A 15,890-nucleotide genomic window follows, 5' to 3' on the forward strand; every position below is an offset into this window, starting at 1 on the left:
ATCAGCTCCTTCGTCGCGGCGTACACAAAAGCGTTGCGGCGCTGGAGAAAGACGTCCGTGAGTGGATCAAGACGTGGAACGAGGACCCGAAGCCGTTCGTCTGGAAGAAGACCGCGGAGGAGATCCTTGACTCTCTCGCACGATATATCTCACGAATTTCCGGCGCGAAACACTAGTGAGTGTCCTCCCATGCCTTGTACGCGTCCCGGACCATGCACACCGCGTCGTCGATGTCGTCGGTCACATGCAGCAGCGCCATGTCCTTCTCACCGATCTTGCCTTCGGCGAACACGGTGCTCTTCACCCAGTCGTAGAGCCCGCCCCAGTACGAACGTCCAAAGAGGACGACCGGGAACTTCGTCACCTTCTTGGTCTGTACCAGCGTGAGCGCCTCGAACAGCTCGTCGAGGGTGCCGAAACCGCCGGGCAGGCAGATGAACGCCTGCGCATACTTGATGAACATCGTCTTACGCGTGAAGAAGTACCGGAAGTTCACCCCGAGATCCACCCACGGGTTCAGGCCCTGCTCGAACGGCAGCTCGATGCCCAGCCCGATGGACAGCCCGCCGGCTTCGGACGCGCCGCGGTTGACCGCCTCCATCGAACCGGGCCCACCACCGGTGATGGCCGCGAACCCGGCGTTCGCCAGCGCGGCGCCGAGTTGCCGGCCCAACTCGTACTCGGGATGTTCCCGCGGCGTGCGAGCCGACCCGAACACGGTCACCGCGCGCGGCACCTCCGCCAGCGCACCGAACCCCTCGACGAACTCGGCCTGGATGCGCAGCACCCGCCATGGGTCGGTGTGCACCCAGTCGGATGGGCCGCGCGAGTCCAGCAGCCGCTGATCGGTGGTGGTCGCCTCGACCCGCCGGCTGCCCCTGAGCACCACCGGCCCCAGATGTTTCTCCCGCGGGTGCTCCGGGTATTCGAATGCTTCTTCCGTCACCCCGCGAGCTTAGCGGCCTTCGCAGAAGCGACTAAGGTAACCAGAACGGGTGACTTCGTCACTCTACGCAGTCGTATTCAGGGTTTGCCGATGACGGGAACCTTTCCTCGATCGCGGCCAGGGAGTCGATCAACGCGGGCAGGTGGGTCTGGCCGAGATCCGTTGTCCAGAAGTTCAGCCTGTCGCCACTCCCGTCACGATCGATCGCGGTTCCCTCGACCTCGACCTTGCCCGACCGCTCGACCAGCACGGTGCGGAAGTACCGTAACTCGTCAACCCGGCCGGGACTTGCCCCGTTCGGCCAACGGCCACCACCTTCACCGGGCTGGACAACCAGTTGCCGTCCCAGAAATCGGTGGCGCCCGGGTACGTCCGCCCCCAGCGCGCGAGGAGTCCCGTTCATTTGGCGAGGAAGTCGCGCAGCACGTGGGCGACCTGCCGGATTTCCGTGGCCGACACGTGTTCTTCGCGGGTGTGCGCGAGCGTCGGGTCACCGGGGCCGAAGTTCACGGCGGGCATGCCGAGCGCGGCGAACCTCGCTACGTCGGTCCAGCCAAGCTTCGCCGCCACCTTCCCGCCCGCGGCTTGGACCAGTTCGGCCGCGGCGGGCGCGGAAAGGCCGGGCAGCGCACCGGCCGAGGAGTCCACAACGGACAGATCGAGGCCGCCGAAGACCTGCCGCACGTGCTCTTCGGCCTGCTCCGGGGTGCGGTCGGGGGCGAAGCGGAAGTTGACGGCGAGCACGGCTTCGTCGGGCACGACGTTCCCGGCGACTCCGCCGCGCACGGACACGGCCTGCAACCCTTCCCGGTAGGTCAGCCCGTCGATTTCGACATCGCGCGGCCGGTACTCGGTCAGCCTGCGCAGCGGCTCGTCAAGCGCGTGGATCGCGTTCACGCCCGTCCAGGCCCGCGCGGTGTGGGCGCGTTTGCCGGTGCGGCGCAGTTCGACGCGCATCGTGCCCTGGCAGCCGGCCTCGATCACGGCGTTCGAGGGCTCCCCGACGATCGCCAGGTCCCCGCCCAGCCAGTCCGGCAACTCCCGCTCGATCCGGCCAAGACCGTTACGGACGGCTTCGACCTCCTCGCAGTCGTAGAAGACGAACGTGAGGTCGTGCCTCGGCTGGGTGATCGTCGCGGCGAGGTGCAGGAACACCGCGTCGCCGCCCTTCATGTCGACGGTGCCCAGACCGTGCAGCACGTCACCGTCGCGCCGCAGCGGCAGATTCTGGTTCACCGGGACGGTGTCCAGGTGTCCGGCGAGGACGACCCGAGAGGGTCGCCCGAGGTTGGTCCGCGCGAGCACCGCATCGCCGTTGCGCACGACTTCGAGGTGCCCCAGACGGGTGAGCGCGGCCTGCACGGCGTCGGCGATGAAACCTTCCTCGCCGGAAACACTCGGAATGTCCACGAGTGCGCAGGCGATGTCCACCGGGTCAGCGCGCAGGTCGAGTTCGGTCATGTCTGGGGAGACTAGTGGGAGGACTACGGTGAGTCAGGTGCACACTCGAAGGACTTTGGCCATCGGAGCCCTCGCGTTCGTACTGGCCGGCTGCGGCGGTCAGGAGGCCGGCCCCACGCCCCGGGGCGGAGGGCAGGCCACCAGCCCGGACGCGCTGGCCGTCAAGCTCACCGCGCTGACCACCGACGAGTGTTATCGCACGCCCGCCAGGCAGTTGCCGAAGGGCTGCCAGAAGTACGTCACCGAGTTGAGCAGCACGGCCGGCATGGTGCGGGCGCAGGCCGGCCTCACCGCGTCGGCGGACGGGCTGGCCAAGGAGATCGACGACTACCGTTCGGCCCACTGCGACACCGTGCCTACTCCAGGTAATCCCTGCTCGGAGACCCTGTCCCGGATCGCCGACACGCTGCGGGAGATCAAGCTGAGGGTGGACACCCAGGTCACCAGCCGCTGAGGACCGGCGTTTACCTTAGGGCCGTGACCGAGACTCCGAACCCCGAGACCACCGGCGCGCACGGCGTCGGGCTGGCGACCGTGACGACCGACGGAACCGTCCTGGACACCTGGTTCCCGCACCCCAAGCTGGTCGAAGCCGGCGCCTCCGGGACCGAGCGGCTCTCCCGGGAGCAAGCCGTCGAGGCGCTCGGTGACGCCGTCGCCTCGCTGCTCGGGCCGGACAGCGACCGGGGTGTCGAGGTCGTCGCCGTCCGCACCGCCGTGGGCAGCCTGGCCGAGTCGCCTGCCGACACGCACGACGTGTACCTGCGCCTGCACCTGCTCTCCCACCGGCTGGTCCGGCCGCACGGCCAGAATCTGGACGGCGTCTTCGGCCTGCTCCCCAACGTGGTCTGGACCAACTACGGCCCCTGCCCGGTCGAAGGCTTCGAAGCGACGCGGCTGCGGCTGAGGACTCGCGGGCCGGTCACCGTTTTCGGCGTCGACAAGTTCCCGCGCATGGTCGACTACGTCGTGCCCACGGCCGTGCGCATCGGCGACGCCGACCGCGTCCGGCTCGGCGCGTACCTGGCCAGCGGCACCACCGTGATGCACGAGGGGTTCGTCAACTACAACGCCGGCACGCTCGGCGCCTCGATGGTCGAGGGACGGATCTCCGCGGGCGTGGTGGTCGGCGACGGCAGCGACGTCGGGGGCGGCGCGTCGATCATGGGCACCCTCTCCGGGGGTGGCAAGGAGGTCATCTCACTGGGCCAGCGCTGCCTGATCGGCGCCAACGGCGGCGTCGGCATCTCGCTGGGCGACGACTCCGTGGTCGAAGCGGGTCTCTACATCACGGCCGGGACGAAGGTGCTCGTGGACGGCCGGTCGGTCAAGGCGCGCGAACTGTCCGGTATCTCGGGCGCCCTGTTCCGGCGCAACTCGGCCACCGGCGCCGTGGAAGTCGTTCCGCGGACGGGTTCGGGCATCGAACTCAACGCCGCGCTGCACGCCAACGACTGATCAGGGGAGTTCAGGACGGAAAAGTTCACCTATCATTTACCCGGTGACCGTCGAAACGTTGCCCCGAGTGAATGGGTCGGTGTCCCGGCGTCCCCGGACGCCCGATGAGCTCGGCTTGCCCGGCGAGGCCGTGGTCGCGGGTCCCAAGGACTCCCCCACAACCCACCTCCGCGCGAAACTCGACGCCCAGTCGCGCGCGCTGCTGGCCTACGAGCAGGGGACCCGGTCGGGGACGGACCCGGAGGACCTGCACCAGATGCGCGTGGCGGTCCGCCGGATGCGCAGTGTGCTGAAGCTGTCCGGCGGTCCGGCGGTCGAACATGTCCGCATGGAGCTGAAGTGGCTGGGCGGGGCACTCGGCGACGTACGCGACTTCGACGTGCTCATCGGGCATCTGCGTGGGGTCACCGAAAGCTTCGATTCGGACGACCGCGAGGCCGCGGACCGCCTGATCGCGATCTTCGCGGCCGAGCGCGCCAAGGCGAGGCGCCGGATGAACCGGGCCCTGGGCAGCCGGCGGTACACCACGCTGCTGGAGACGATCGCCGACCTGTCCCGGACCGCCGAGATCTCCGGCACCTCGGACGGCGTCCCCCTCGATCCGGTGGACGCGCTGCGCAAGCCGTACCGCAAGCTCACCAAGGCGGTCGCGGCCCTGCCGGAGGACCCACCCGATGACGAACTGCATGCGCTGCGCATCTACGGCAAGCGCTTGCGATACGCCGCGGAAATGGCCACGGGCGCCGCGAGGAAGAAGCAGGCGGAACGGCTGCGGTCGCTGGTCAAGGCCACGAAGCGGCTGCAGGACGTACTCGGCGACCACCAGGACGCCGTGGTGGCCGCCGAACGGGTCCGCGAACTGGCCACCGTCTCGGAGGAATTGCCGGTCGGCTTCGTCGCCGGACGCATCGTGGAGCACGAGCTGACCCGTCGCACCGAGGCCCGCGCCACCTGGCCCACCGCGGTGGCCACCATCGACACCCTCGCCAGCCAGATCCTCCCTAACGCAGGTAGCCATCGGGGCGGACGAGGACGCTCGTACCCTCGTACGCGGCGAAGGCGTGACCGTTGACATCGACGACGAACGGACCGGCAACCCGCGCACCGGGACGTAGCACGGCGTAGGCGTGCGGCTCAGCGGGGGCGGGCTCGCCAAAGGCGAGGTGAGTGAAGTGCGGGCCGCGGAACAGGTCGAACAGCCGGATCGGCTTCCCGTTCGCGTCCACGACCGGCGCGTCCGGCGCGCGGTCTCCCGGGACGAGTTCGCCCGAGGCCGACGGCGAGCGGTAGCTGATGTCGAGCCCGAAGGTCTCCTCGCCGCGCTGGTGCGCTTCGGCGTCGCCCTCGGTGTGCTTGCGCAGCAACGTGGAACTCACGCCGAGCACCCGAGCCGCGACCTCCCGCCGCTCGGTCTCGTAGGTGTCCAAATCGGACTGCGACGCCAGCTTCCAGCCCAGGTTGTAGGCGTCCTGGACCCCGGTGTTGAGCCCCTGACCGCCGGTCGGCGGATGCACGTGGGCGGCGTCCCCGGCCAGGAACACCCGCCCCACCCGGAATCGCCGGGCGAGCCGCACGTTCGGCCGCCAGACCGTCGACCAGGTCAACTCGGTCAGCCGGACACCGGCCGACAACGCGTCCAGATTCCCCTGGAGGGTCGCCAGAGACGCGTCGTGGCCGTTCACCAGCGGCGTGCCGAACTGGAACAGCCCGGTGCCCGGCAGCGGGCTCAGCATGGTGCCCGACATGGGGTCGGAAGCACGGGCGAACCAGTAGCCGTAGGCGGGATCGAGGCCCTTGGCGCGCACGTCACCGAGCAGCATCCTGATGGACTCGTCCGTCGTGCCCTCGAACGCGACGCCGAGTGCCTTCCGTACGAAGCTGCCCCCGCCGTCGGCCCCCACGAGGTAGTCGAATCGTGAGGTCTCACCGGTGGACAGCGTCACCGTCACACCGTCGTCGTTCTGCGACAAGCCGATCAACTCGGTCCCGAGTTCGACGCGCACGCCGAACTCGGCCAGCCGTTCCCGCAGGATTCCCTCGGTCCGCGCCTGGCCCAGCACCCACGGGTTCGGGTAGGGCACGGCGGGGGTCGGTTCGCGCGACTCCGACATCCGCCGTTCGGCGACCAACCGACCGTCCACATAGGCCCGGAAGGTCGGCTGCGGCGAGCCGGCGGCGAGCACGGCGTCGAGTACGCCGATGTCCTCGAACACCTCCAGGGTTCGCGGCTGGATGCCATCACCCCGAGAGCCCCCGCAGTACGTAGTCGCTTTATCGACAATCCGCACGTCGACACCGCGTCTGGCGAGATCGATGCCCAGGGTCAGTCCGGTCGGACCGCCGCCCGCGATCAACACGTTCACGATGAATCTCCATTCAGTGAATTTTGATTCATCATGAACGCTGCTAGCGTGCGCTGTCAAGGAGGGCACGTGAAACGCAAGGAGAAGGCGGCCGAAACCGAGACCGCGCTGATGGAGGCGGCCAAGCGCCTGTTCGCCACACGGGGCTACCTGAACACCAAGATCACCGACATCACCGCGGAGGCGGGACGCGCCGCAGGGTCGTTCTACAACCACTTCTCCGGCAAGGAGGAACTCCTCGAAGCGTTACTGGCCGACCTGGCGGAGGCGGGGGACGCCACCGCGAGCACGGAGGGGCACAACCCGGACTTCTCCGACCCGGCCGCGATCCGCTTCCACGTGGCCGGCTACTGGACCTTCTACCGCGAAAACGCCGCGACCATGCTCGCGCTACGGCAGGCTTCGCTGGTCAACGAGGAGTTCGCGCGCAAGCTCAACCAGTTCACGCGCGAGCAGTTGAGCGACATCGCCGGGCACCTGGCCTACGTGCGAAATCTGCCCGCGAAGCCGGAAGCCAGCCTGACGCTGCTGGCCGCGACGATCGACAATTTCGCGCAACTGCGACCTGAACTGTCCGATGAAGAAGCCATCGAAGCTCTCACCCGGTTCATCTACCGCGGCCTCAACGGCACGGACTACTAGCCGGGCATTCCGCACATGAGCCGCCGACCTGCGGTGATACCCAGGAGATCATCTTGGGGCAGCCCGCTGACCAGCCGAAACGTGTTCATGTGCGGAGAACGGGGGCCGCCTACCCCGTTCGCCGCCGAGGTTTCACCCGGTGATCTTCGGGCGCGCCTGCGCCGACAGGTAGCCGCGGTTCCCTAGGCCAGGCGTGCGGCCGCCGCCTCGACGCGCTCGTCGGTCGCGGTCAGCGCGACCCGGACATGCCGCCCACCGGTCGGACCGTAGAAGGTCCCGGGCGCCACGAGGATGCCGCGTTCGGCGAGCCAACCCACCGTCTCCCAGGCATCCTCGCCGTGGGTTGCCCACAGGTACAGCCCGGCCTCCGAATGGTCGACCTGGAAACCGTTGTCCTGCAGGGCTTTCTGCAGCACGAGGCGGCGGCGCGCATAGCGTTCGCGTTGCGTCGCCAGCGCCGCGTCATCGGCCAGCGCGACGGTCATCGCCTCCTGCACCGGCCTCGGCACGATCATCCCGGCATGCTTGCGGACGGCGAGCAACCGAGCCACCAGCGCGGGATCACCGGTCACGAAACCGGCGCGATAGCTGGCGAGATTGGCCGATTTGGACAGCGAATGCACGGCGAGCAACCCGTCCGTCCGCCCGTCGCACACGTCAGGGTGCAGGATCGAGACCGGCTCGACGTCCCAGCCGAGCGTCAGGTAGCACTCGTCGGAGACGAGGAAAGCGCCGCGCTCGCGCGCCCAGCCGACCACCTTGCGCAGGTGCTCGACGCCGAGCACGCGCCCGGTCGGGTTGGACGGTGAGTTCAGCCATACCAGCCGGGGCCGCCGCGGGCCGAGCGCGAACAGGCCATCGGCGCGGAGCACGGACGCCCCGGCCAGCAGCGCGCCGACCTCGTAGGTCGGGTAGGCCAGTTCGGGGATGACCACCGTGTCGCCCGGCCCGACGCCGAGCAACCGGGGCAGCCAGGCGACCAGTTCCTTCGACCCGATGGTGGGCAGCACCGCGTCCGGTTCGAGCCCCACCACCCCGTGCCGCCTGCGCAACGCGTCCACGACGGCGGCGCGCAGGGCGGGGGTGCCGTGCGTGGCGGGGTAGCCGGGGATTTCCGACACCGAGGCCAGCGCCTCACGGATGGCCTCGGGCACCGGGTCGACGGGCGTGCCGACGGACAGATCCACCAGACCGCCCGAGTGGTCCCGGGCGGTCGCCGTGGCCTCGGCGAGGGAGTCCCAGGGAAAGTCGGGAAGCCGCAGGGTCATTCGCCGCGCGGGGCGAGGTCCTTGATCCACTGCGGATCGTCGCTGACCTTGCCGACCTTGGAGGCTCCACCGGGCGAGCCGAGCTTGTCGAAGAAGTCGACGTTGGCCTTGGTGTACTCGGCCCAGTCCTCGGGGACGTCATCCTCGTAGTAGATGGCTTCCACGGGACAGACCGGCTCGCAGGCGCCGCAGTCCACGCACTCGTCAGGGTGGATGTAGAGCATCCGGTCGCCCTCGTAGATGCAGTCGACGGGGCACTCGTCGATGCACGCCTTGTCGAGCACGTCGACGCAGGGCTCGACGATCACGTAGGTCACTGCGCTCTCCTGCTGTGTGAATGAGATCCAGCTACGGGTTCGGACATTACGCGGCTCCTGGAGGTACTTCCCTGGTAAGGCCACCCTTATTCTGCCTCGCCTACCGCACAATGTAACCCGTGTGGACCGCAGACATCCTGGAACTTCACTGTGCTGACGCCTGGCGCCCGGTGAGCGAAGACAAGATCGGGGACTGGCGGCTGCGGGCGGCGGCCGATCCGGTTGTGCTGTCTGGGGGGCGGCCCCCAGACCCCCGGCTGGAGGCAAGCCCTCAGACCCCATCTTGGGACGGGACCGCGCGAAGGGGCTTCACCGGCCGGGCCAACAGCGTACTGGCCGTTGGCGACCCCGGTATGCCGGTCGCGCGGGCGCTGGAGAAAGTGTGTGAATTCGCCCACACCCACCGGATTCCGGCAAAGGTCCAGGTGGTCGAGGGCAGCGAGACCGAGCGCGAGATCGCGGCCGCGGGCTGGAAGCCGGACACCGGGCACGCGCCGGGTCACGTCGTCTCGGTGCTCGTAGGCCCACTGAACGAAGGAGTACAGAGCGAAGGAGTACTGAACGGTCTGGGGGCTTGCCCCCAGACGGGATCCGGGCGTCACACCCCGGACGGGACGGTCTCGATGCTGTCCGAACCGTCTTCCGGGTGGTGGGAACTGACGGTCGGCACCTCGACGCCCGGCCCCGCACAGCGGCATGTCCTCACCACCGGCGAAATCGGGTATGGCGTCGCCGTTGTGGGGCGTGTCACGGCGGGCGCGGTCCGGGCCGCGGTGGCGGGCGGCATCCTGCTGGTGGCTCGACTGGCGGTGCGTCCCGAGTTCAGGCGGCGAGGCCTGGCGACGGCGCTGATGGCGGCGTGCGGATCGTGGGCGGCCGAACGGAATGCGGCGGCCTGCGTGCTCCAGGTGGCCGTGGACAACGCGCCCGCGCTCGAGCTCTACCGCCGGCTCGGTTTCCGCGAACACCACCGGTACCGCTACTGGCGGCCGTGGAAGGATCGGGTGCTGTGAAGGTTGTCGTAGTTGTGGGCGGAGTGGGTGGCGCCCGCTTCCTGCTCGGCGTGAAGGCCGCGCTCGGCCTCCCCCCGACCGGCCCCGGTGAGTCCCCGCACGAGATCACCGCGGTGGTGAACACCGGCGACGACGTGTGGATGCACGGCCTGCGGATCGCGCCCGACCTGGACACGTGCATGTACACCCTGGGCGGCGGGATCGACACCGAACGCGGCTGGGGGCACAAGGACGAGACGTGGGCGGTGAAGGACGAGCTTGCCGCGTATGGCGCCGAGCCCACCTGGTTCGGCCTCGGCGACAAGGACATCGCCACCCACCTGATCCGCACCAGGATGCTGCGTGCGGGATACCCGCTGTCCGCGATCACCGAGGCGCTGTGCGCGCGCTGGCAACCGGGCGTCCGGCTGCTGCCCATGACGGACGACCGGGTGGAGACGCACGTCGTCGTGGACGACCCGGAGAACGACGGCCAGCGGAAGGCGCTGCACTTCCAGGAGTGGTGGGTGCGGTACCGGGCCGGGCTGCCCGCGCATTCGATCGTGCCGGTCGGCGCGGAAGAGGCGAAACCGGCGCCCGAGGTGCTCGACGCGATCGGCGAGGCCGACGCGGTGCTGTTCGCGCCGTCCAACCCGGTCGTGTCGGTCGGCACGGTGCTCTCCGTGCCCGGCGTGCGGGACGCCCTCCGAAAGACCGCCGCCGGCGTGACCGGGGTGTCCCCGATCATCAACGGCAAGGCGCTGCGGGGCATGGCGGACGCCTGCCTCACCGCGATCGGGGTGGAAACCTCCGCGGAGGCCGTCGGGCGGCACTACGGGTCGCGGCAGACGTCGGAGAACGGCCTGCTGGACGGCTGGCTGGTCGCCGAAGGCGAGACGGTGGACGTGCCCGGCGTCGCGGTGCGCGCGGTGCCCCTGTTGATGTCCGATGTGGACGCCACCGCCGCGATGGCGATGGCCGCCCTCGAACTGTCCGGAGTGGATGTTGCGTAAACCCGATCATTCGGCGGGACGCCTGGAGGTCATCCCGGTCGAGGGGCTGCCGGAGTTCCGCCCCGGCGACGACCTCACCGGGGCGATCGCCGGCGGGGCGCGCTGGCTGCGCTCCGGTGATGTCGTGGTGGTCACCAGCAAGATCGTGTCGAAAGCCGAGGGGCGGCTGGTCCGGGTGCCCGCGGACCCCGGGGAACGCGACGCGGCACGGCGCAGGCTGGTCGAGGAAGAAGCCGTGCACGTGCTCGCCCGGTTCGGCAAGACCATGATCACGCAGAACCGGATCGGCGTGGTGCAGGCGGCCTCCGGAGTCGACGGGTCGAACGTGGCGGGCGACGAGATCGCCCTGTTGCCCGCCGATCCCGACGCCTCGGCGCTCGCGCTGCGCAACGGCCTGCGAGAACGGCTCGGCGTCGAGGTCGCGGTGATCGTCACCGACACGATGGGCCGGGCCTGGCGGGTCGGCCAGACCGACGCGGCCATCGGCTCCTCGGGCATCAAGGTCCTGCACTCCTACCAGGGCCAGTACGACGAGCAGGGCAACGAGTTGCAGGTCACCGAGATCGCGGTGGCCGACGAACTGGCCGCGGCCGCCGACCTGGTCAAGGGCAAGGTCGGCGCGGTGCCGGTGGCCGTGGTCCGCGGAATGTCCCTTGTGGACGACGGCTCGACCGCCCGCGAGCTGGTGCGCCCGGTCGAGGAGGACATGTTCCGGCTGGGCACCGCGGAGGCGATCGCCCAAGGCCGTCGCGAGGCCGTGCTGGTGCGCCGGTCCGTGCGGCACTTCACCGCCGATCCGGTGGATCCGGAGGCGCTACGCCGCTCGGTCGGGGCGGCGTTGACGGCCCCGGCGCCGCATCACACCCGCCCGGTCCGGTTCGTCTGGCTGCGCGACCGCGGGCTCCGCACGAAACTGCTGGAGGCGATGCGCGAATCCTGGCGTGCCGACCTACGCGCCGACGCGTTCACCGACGAGCAGATCGCCAGGCGGACCAGCCGCGGCGACATGCTGTTCGACGCTCCGGAACTGGTGCTGCCCTTCCTCCTGCCGGACGGCGCGCACACCTATCCCGACCCGCGCCGCAACGCCTGTGAGCGGACGATGTTCACCGTCGCGGGTGGCGCGGCGGTGCAGGGGCTGCTGGTCGCGCTGGCCGCCGAGGGACTGGGGTCCTGCTGGGTGGGCTCGACCATCTTCGCCGCCGACGTGGTGCGGGAGTTGCTCCAGTTGCCGGCGGACTGGCAACCGCTGGGCGCGGTGGCCATCGGACATCCCGCGGACGGCCCGGCCGCCCCGCGTGAGCCCCGGACCGAAGGGTTGCTCGAGCGGTGAGCCCGCGCCTCGACGCTATTTCCACTTTGGACGGATGGCGGCCGTCGAGCGCCGCCCAGGAGTCCCTGCGCCAGGCTTTTCTCGGGTTCCTCGCGGCGCGGGACGACGCGTGTGCCCGTTCCTGCGCGGCCGGCCACATCACCGCGTCGGCCGCGCTGCTCGACGCGGACCGCGAAAACGTGCTGCTGACTCTCCATCCGAGGGTCGGTCGCTGGCTTCAGCTCGGCGGGCACTGCGAGCCGGACGATCTGTCACTGGCCGGGGCCGCCCTCCGAGAGGCGACCGAAGAGTCCGGAATGGACGGACTGCGCGTCGACCCGGTGCCGATCCACCTCGACGTGCACCCGATCACCTGCTCGCTCGGCGTGCCGACCCGGCATTTCGACGTCCGGTTCGCGGTGTACGCCTTGCCCGGCGCGGAGCCGGTACGCAGCGACGAGTCCGACGACCTGCGCTGGTGGCCGCTGGACTCGCCGCCGCCCGGCTCCGCCGACCTGGCCGAGTTGCTGCTCAGCGCGCGGCGGCTCCCAGCTTCGCGAGGATCTGCCTAGCGTCGTTGCGCATGCCGGGCGCGTGCGGGTGGACAGGGCCGAGTTCCGCATGTTCGCGATGCCCTCGACCCACCGGACCCCCGGGCCTGGCACGCGTCGTGGCCCACGCTGGGCGTGTAGACGTCGACGAACTCGGTGCCGTGCCAGAATGCGTGGTCCGCGAGCATCCCGTTTGAACGCCCTTTCCTCCGCGTTCAGCCACGGAGCGTCGCCTTCGGCGAGCGCGGCCGCATTCGGGTTGCCGGGCGCGCAGTGCGCCGTCGAGTCCGGCACGATCGCCGGGTGGACGACCATCAACACCCGTGCCCGCGCGGCACGCAGATGGATTCCCTGAAGGGTCGCGGCGATCTTCGGCGCGGTCCGCGCGAACCTGACGGCGAGTTCGTCCGTGCCGTTCTTGGCGAAGTTGTCCCTACCCGGTGAGCCGGTCGGGTTACTGCCCCGGATCAGCACGCAGGTGATCAAACCTATGTCATTCCCGCCGATGCCGACGGTGACCAGCCCGGTATTCGCGTCGAGCGCGTCTGATTGTCACGCGATGGGGAGGAATTGCGTCCCGGTCATGTTGTCGGTGACCGCACCGGAACAACTCACGTCCTTGACGGCGGCGGGCCTGACCGCTTGTGCGACCAAAGCCGGCTAATCGTGGCCCGAACGGTCGCACAGCCCGGAACTGCCTGCCACGTCGGGAATCCCGGGCCCGGCGGTGTAGGAGTCGCCGAGCGCGACATAGCTGCCGGTGATGGCACCAACCGCCATGGCGGACGGGGTGAACACGGAAAGCGGCAGCGGACAGGAAAGGAGGGCAGCGATGGTTGTGCCGCGCTGGAAAAGTCTCACAAAAGGCCCCCGCAGACATCTTCGACGGTTCGCCGGGAATATGTCAGCGGCCTGACCGGACCAGCAACCGGCCGTACTCGTGGACCGGTCCAGAATTCGATTCTTTTTCCCCGCAGGTCACATCGCGCGTCACATCGCGCGGTAGTCCCGCACCGGCAACCGCGGGCCGAACCGCGGACGCCGGAAACCTGCCTCGAGGAGATAGCGGACGGCCCGCTGCCGTTGGGGCGCGTACGGGGCGAGCACTTCGGCGAGGCCGGCGTCGTCCAGCGCCTCGCCTACCAGTGCGTGGCCGACGACCGCGGGAATGTGATAGTCGCCGAAGCTGACCGCGTCCGGATCACCCCACGCCCGCTGCGCCACCTCGGCCGCGGTCCACCCGCCGATGCCCGGCACCTTCCGCAGCAACGACCGCCCCTCGGCGCCGCCGAGTTCGCTCGCGCCCGCCAGCCGGTGCGCGACCTGCGCGGCGAAGATCAGCGCCCGCCTGCGGCGGAGATCGACCCCGGCCCGGTGCCATTCCCAGTCCGCAATGGACAGGACCGCGCGCGGTGACGGAGGCACGCGCAACCCGGCGGGCGCCGGACCGGGCGCCTTCGCCCCGAACCACCGGCACAGCTCGCGCCAGGACCGGCGGGCTTCGAACCCGGTCACCTTCTGCTCCAGCACCGCGGGCACCAGCGCATCCCACACCCGCCCGCTCGCGCCGAGCCGCAGCCCGGGCATCCGGTGCCGCGCGTCCGCGACGACCTCGTGGTGCGCGACGAATCCGCGGTCGTCGTCGCGCGCACCGAGCAACGCGGGCAGGCCGTCGAGCAGGCGGCCGGCGCCCGGTCCCCACGCCTGCGCCTCGACCTCACCGTCGGCGAACCGGCGCACCGCGAGCGTGCCGGGACCGTCGGGGGTGTTGCCGGTCAGCCAGGTGACGCCCGACTCGCGGCGTTGGCACGGGTCGCCCTTGCCGCGGCCGTGCGGAGCCAGCACCGCACCCAGGTCGAGCGGGAACTCGGGTCGGTAACGCACCCCGGTGACGGTACCCGCCGGTTGGCTAGAGTTACCAAGCCACGGGGAACCGACCAGGAACGGATACGCAGTGCGATCACCTGATGACCTGTACGCGGTCGTGCCGGCAGGCGGAAGCGGAACCCGGCTCTGGCCGCTGTCCAGGGCCGCGCACCCGAAGTTCTTCCAACCGCTCACCGGCACGGCGAGGTCGTTGCTGCAGGCCACCTTCGACCGCCTCCGTCCGCTGGTCGGGCCCGAACGGATCTGCGTGGTCACCGGGGTCGACCACGCCGCGGGAGTCGCCCGCCAGCTGCCGGAACTGCCGGAACACAACATCATGGTCGAGCCGGCGCCCCGCGACTCCTGCGCGGCGATCGCGCTCGCCGCGGCGATCATCGAACGCCGTCACCCCGGCGCGCTGATGGCGTCGTTCGCCGCCGACCACCTGATCCAGGATGAGGAGGTGTTCCGGCGGACGGTGGTGGAGGCCACCGCGGGCGCGTCGGACGGCCTGCTGATGACCGTCGGCATCATGCCGACCCGCCCCGAGACGGGCTACGGATACGTCCAGTGCAGCGAGAAGGTGCGGCCGTCGACCGTGCAGAAGGTGGCGAAATACCGGGAAAAGCCGCCGCTGGACGTCGCGAAACAGTTCGTCGAGTCCGGAAAGTACCTCTGGAACGCGGGCATGTTCATCTGGCGCACCGATGTCTTTCTCGCGCGCCTCGCCGAATACCGGCCGGACATCGCGAAACTCATCCAGGAGATCGCCGCCGCCTGGGGCACCCCGCAGGGCGCTGAGGTGCTGGGCACGCTCTGGCCCACCGTCCCGCGCATCGCCGTCGAATACGCGGTGATGGAACCGGCGGCGGCGGACGGCCGGGTCGGCACCGTCCCGGGTGACTTCGGCTGGAGCGACATCGGCGATTTCGAGACGGTCGCGACGCTGCTTGGTTCAGACGAATCCGAAGCGACCGTTGTCGATCTCTCCGGGGAGCCCGCCGAGGGGCCTTCGGTGGTCGGCCTGGACAGCGACGGCCTGGTCGTACTCCCCCGGCGCGGGCGCGTGGTCGCGGCGCTGGACGTGCACGACCTGATCGTGGTGGACACCGAGGACGCCTTGCTGCTGTGCCGCCGCGATCGCGCCCAGGACATCAAGAAACTCATCGAACTACTGCGGGAACGTGGCGCCGAAGCGCACGTCTAAGGAGAACCGAGCCGGACGGCCGGCGAAAAAAGGAAACCGTTCCGCGGGTCTGCTGACGGCGAGCGCCGGTAGGCCCTACCCTGGACAACACGATCAGGCCTGGAAAGGCCTGCGGTGGAATCGGGAGGGCGAGGGCATGGACCCCCGCGAACGAGCTGACGCGTTGCTGGCCCGGGCACGGGCCCGGGGGGCCTTCGTCGTGACGCCGGATGATGCGACCTCCCCCATGGACGTGGCGAACACCCAGCAGATCCCCCGATCAGTGGTCGAGCGGATCGACCGCGGCGATGACCCGGACACCACGGCGGTGGTGCCCAGGTCGGTGATCGAATCGGTCCAGGGCAAACTGCCCATCGAACCCAAGCCGGACACCATGATCATGCCCGCCGTGCGCGAACCCGAGTCACACGAGGAAGAGGTCGGTGGCCTGATCCCGACCACCACGCAGTCCGCCGGCCGCTCCGATTTCGCCCGCCGCCTCGAAGGTCTGTGAT

The 15,890-nt window shown here is 69.8% G+C and carries 17 protein-coding genes; 10 read left to right on the plus strand and 7 right to left on the minus strand.

Translation table 11 applies throughout. The features are described 5' to 3' along the window. Positions 1–172: 172 nt before the first annotated feature. Genes VJT49_RS13095 through dapE form a run of 3 tightly spaced genes read right to left on the minus strand, consistent with a single transcriptional unit; the run spans position 173 to position 2,407 of the window. Complete coding sequence (locus tag VJT49_RS13095) at positions 173–946, minus strand: TIGR00730 family Rossman fold protein (RefSeq protein ID WP_324165052.1); 774 nt, start codon at positions 944–946, stop codon at positions 173–175. 58 nt (positions 947–1,004) lie between these two features. Continuing rightward, complete coding sequence (locus tag VJT49_RS13100; RefSeq protein WP_324165053.1) at positions 1,005–1,349, minus strand: hypothetical protein; 345 nt, start codon at positions 1,347–1,349, stop codon at positions 1,005–1,007. Then, positions 1,346–2,407 carry a succinyl-diaminopimelate desuccinylase gene (gene dapE, locus VJT49_RS13105; protein ID WP_324165054.1) on the minus strand — a complete coding sequence of 354 codons (1,062 nt, stop codon included), beginning with the start codon at positions 2,405–2,407 and terminating at the stop codon, positions 1,346–1,348. Before dapE ends, VJT49_RS13100 begins: the two co-directional genes overlap by 4 nt. A gap of 37 nt (positions 2,408–2,444) precedes the next feature. On the opposite strand from dapE, the gene VJT49_RS13110 reads away from it, so the two are divergent. Genes VJT49_RS13110 through VJT49_RS13120 form a run of 3 tightly spaced genes read left to right on the plus strand, consistent with a single transcriptional unit; the run spans position 2,445 to position 4,937 of the window. Next, positions 2,445–2,861 (plus strand): hypothetical protein, encoded by a 417-nt coding sequence (locus VJT49_RS13110; RefSeq protein ID WP_324165055.1) that lies wholly within the window; start codon positions 2,445–2,447, stop codon positions 2,859–2,861. A 23-nt stretch (positions 2,862–2,884) separates the two neighbouring features. Beyond that, complete coding sequence (dapD, locus tag VJT49_RS13115) at positions 2,885–3,865, plus strand: 2,3,4,5-tetrahydropyridine-2,6-dicarboxylate N-succinyltransferase (protein WP_324165056.1); 981 nt, start codon at positions 2,885–2,887, stop codon at positions 3,863–3,865. Positions 3,866–3,908: 43 nt separating this feature from the next. Then, positions 3,909–4,937 carry a CHAD domain-containing protein gene (locus VJT49_RS13120; protein WP_414635936.1) on the plus strand — a complete coding sequence of 343 codons (1,029 nt, stop codon included), beginning with the start codon at positions 3,909–3,911 and terminating at the stop codon, positions 4,935–4,937. Here the strand turns inward: VJT49_RS13120 and VJT49_RS13125 are convergent. After that, positions 4,867–6,231 (minus strand): FAD-dependent monooxygenase, encoded by a 1,365-nt coding sequence (locus tag VJT49_RS13125; RefSeq protein ID WP_324165107.1) that lies wholly within the window; start codon positions 6,229–6,231, stop codon positions 4,867–4,869. The two genes, VJT49_RS13120 and VJT49_RS13125, sit on opposite strands and share 71 nt — an antisense overlap. Positions 6,232–6,261: 30 nt before the next feature. Between VJT49_RS13125 and VJT49_RS13130 the strand changes: the two genes are divergently transcribed. Further along, positions 6,262–6,870, plus strand: coding sequence for a TetR/AcrR family transcriptional regulator (locus VJT49_RS13130; RefSeq protein WP_324165057.1), 609 nt, complete (start codon positions 6,262–6,264; stop codon positions 6,868–6,870). A 182-nt stretch (positions 6,871–7,052) separates the two neighbouring features. Here the strand turns inward: VJT49_RS13130 and dapC are convergent, their stop codons facing one another. Both dapC and fdxA read right to left on the minus strand, forming a co-directional pair. Next, a complete protein-coding gene (gene dapC, locus VJT49_RS13135) occupies positions 7,053–8,138 on the minus strand; it encodes a succinyldiaminopimelate transaminase (RefSeq protein WP_324165058.1) in 1,086 nt (361 codons plus the stop codon). Beyond that, a complete protein-coding gene (gene fdxA / locus VJT49_RS13140) occupies positions 8,135–8,455 on the minus strand; it encodes a ferredoxin (RefSeq protein ID WP_324165059.1) in 321 nt (106 codons plus the stop codon). Before fdxA ends, dapC begins: the two co-directional genes overlap by 4 nt. Positions 8,456–8,574: 119 nt before the next feature. Here fdxA and VJT49_RS13145 point away from each other — a divergent pair, with 119 nt between their 5' ends. From VJT49_RS13145 to VJT49_RS13160, 4 genes are read left to right on the plus strand one after another with little or no spacing between them, the layout of a single operon-like run. Continuing rightward, positions 8,575–9,468, plus strand: coding sequence for a GNAT family N-acetyltransferase (locus VJT49_RS13145; protein ID WP_324165060.1), 894 nt, complete (start codon positions 8,575–8,577; stop codon positions 9,466–9,468). Beyond that, a complete protein-coding gene (gene cofD, locus VJT49_RS13150) occupies positions 9,465–10,460 on the plus strand; it encodes a 2-phospho-L-lactate transferase (protein WP_324165061.1) in 996 nt (331 codons plus the stop codon). Before VJT49_RS13145 ends, cofD begins: the two co-directional genes overlap by 4 nt. After that, a complete protein-coding gene (locus VJT49_RS13155; protein WP_324165062.1) occupies positions 10,450–11,793 on the plus strand; it encodes a coenzyme F420-0:L-glutamate ligase in 1,344 nt (447 codons plus the stop codon). The genes cofD and VJT49_RS13155 overlap by 11 nt, the downstream gene beginning before the upstream one ends. Beyond that, a complete protein-coding gene (locus VJT49_RS13160; protein WP_324165063.1) occupies positions 11,790–12,344 on the plus strand; it encodes an NUDIX hydrolase in 555 nt (184 codons plus the stop codon). Before VJT49_RS13155 ends, VJT49_RS13160 begins: the two co-directional genes overlap by 4 nt. Positions 12,345–13,313: 969 nt before the next feature. On the opposite strand, the gene VJT49_RS13165 is transcribed toward VJT49_RS13160, so the two are convergent. Beyond that, positions 13,314–14,207: a DNA-3-methyladenine glycosylase 2 family protein gene (locus VJT49_RS13165; RefSeq protein WP_324165064.1), complete on the minus strand. Its 894-nt coding sequence runs from the start codon at positions 14,205–14,207 to the stop codon at positions 13,314–13,316. A 70-nt stretch (positions 14,208–14,277) separates the two neighbouring features. Here VJT49_RS13165 and VJT49_RS13170 point away from each other — a divergent pair, with 70 nt between their 5' ends. After that, positions 14,278–15,396 (plus strand): mannose-1-phosphate guanylyltransferase, encoded by a 1,119-nt coding sequence (locus tag VJT49_RS13170; protein ID WP_324165065.1) that lies wholly within the window; start codon positions 14,278–14,280, stop codon positions 15,394–15,396. Between the two features lie 136 nt (positions 15,397–15,532). Continuing rightward, positions 15,533–15,889: a hypothetical protein gene (locus VJT49_RS13175; protein ID WP_324165066.1), complete on the plus strand. Its 357-nt coding sequence runs from the start codon at positions 15,533–15,535 to the stop codon at positions 15,887–15,889. Position 15,890: the final 1 nt, after the last annotated feature.

The organism is Amycolatopsis sp., assembly GCF_035276945.1.
In the GTDB taxonomy this organism is placed as follows: domain Bacteria; phylum Actinomycetota; class Actinomycetes; order Mycobacteriales; family Pseudonocardiaceae; genus Amycolatopsis_E.

Coding starts and splice junctions, on each gene's coding strand:
- VJT49_RS13175 (WP_324165066.1), top strand. CDS start 15,533: ATGGACCCCCGCGAACGAGCTGACGCGTTGCTGGCCCGGGCACGGGCC.
- VJT49_RS13155 (WP_324165062.1), top strand. CDS start 10,450: ATGTTGCGTAAACCCGATCATTCGGCGGGACGCCTGGAGGTCATCCCG.
- dapC (WP_324165058.1), bottom strand. CDS start 8,138: ATGACCCTGCGGCTTCCCGACTTTCCCTGGGACTCCCTCGCCGAGGCC.
- VJT49_RS13130 (WP_324165057.1), top strand. CDS start 6,262: ATGAACGCTGCTAGCGTGCGCTGTCAAGGAGGGCACGTGAAACGCAAG.
- dapE (WP_324165054.1), bottom strand. CDS start 2,407: ATGACCGAACTCGACCTGCGCGCTGACCCGGTGGACATCGCCTGCGCA.
- VJT49_RS13100 (WP_324165053.1), bottom strand. CDS start 1,349: ATGAACGGGACTCCTCGCGCGCTGGGGGCGGACGTACCCGGGCGCCAC.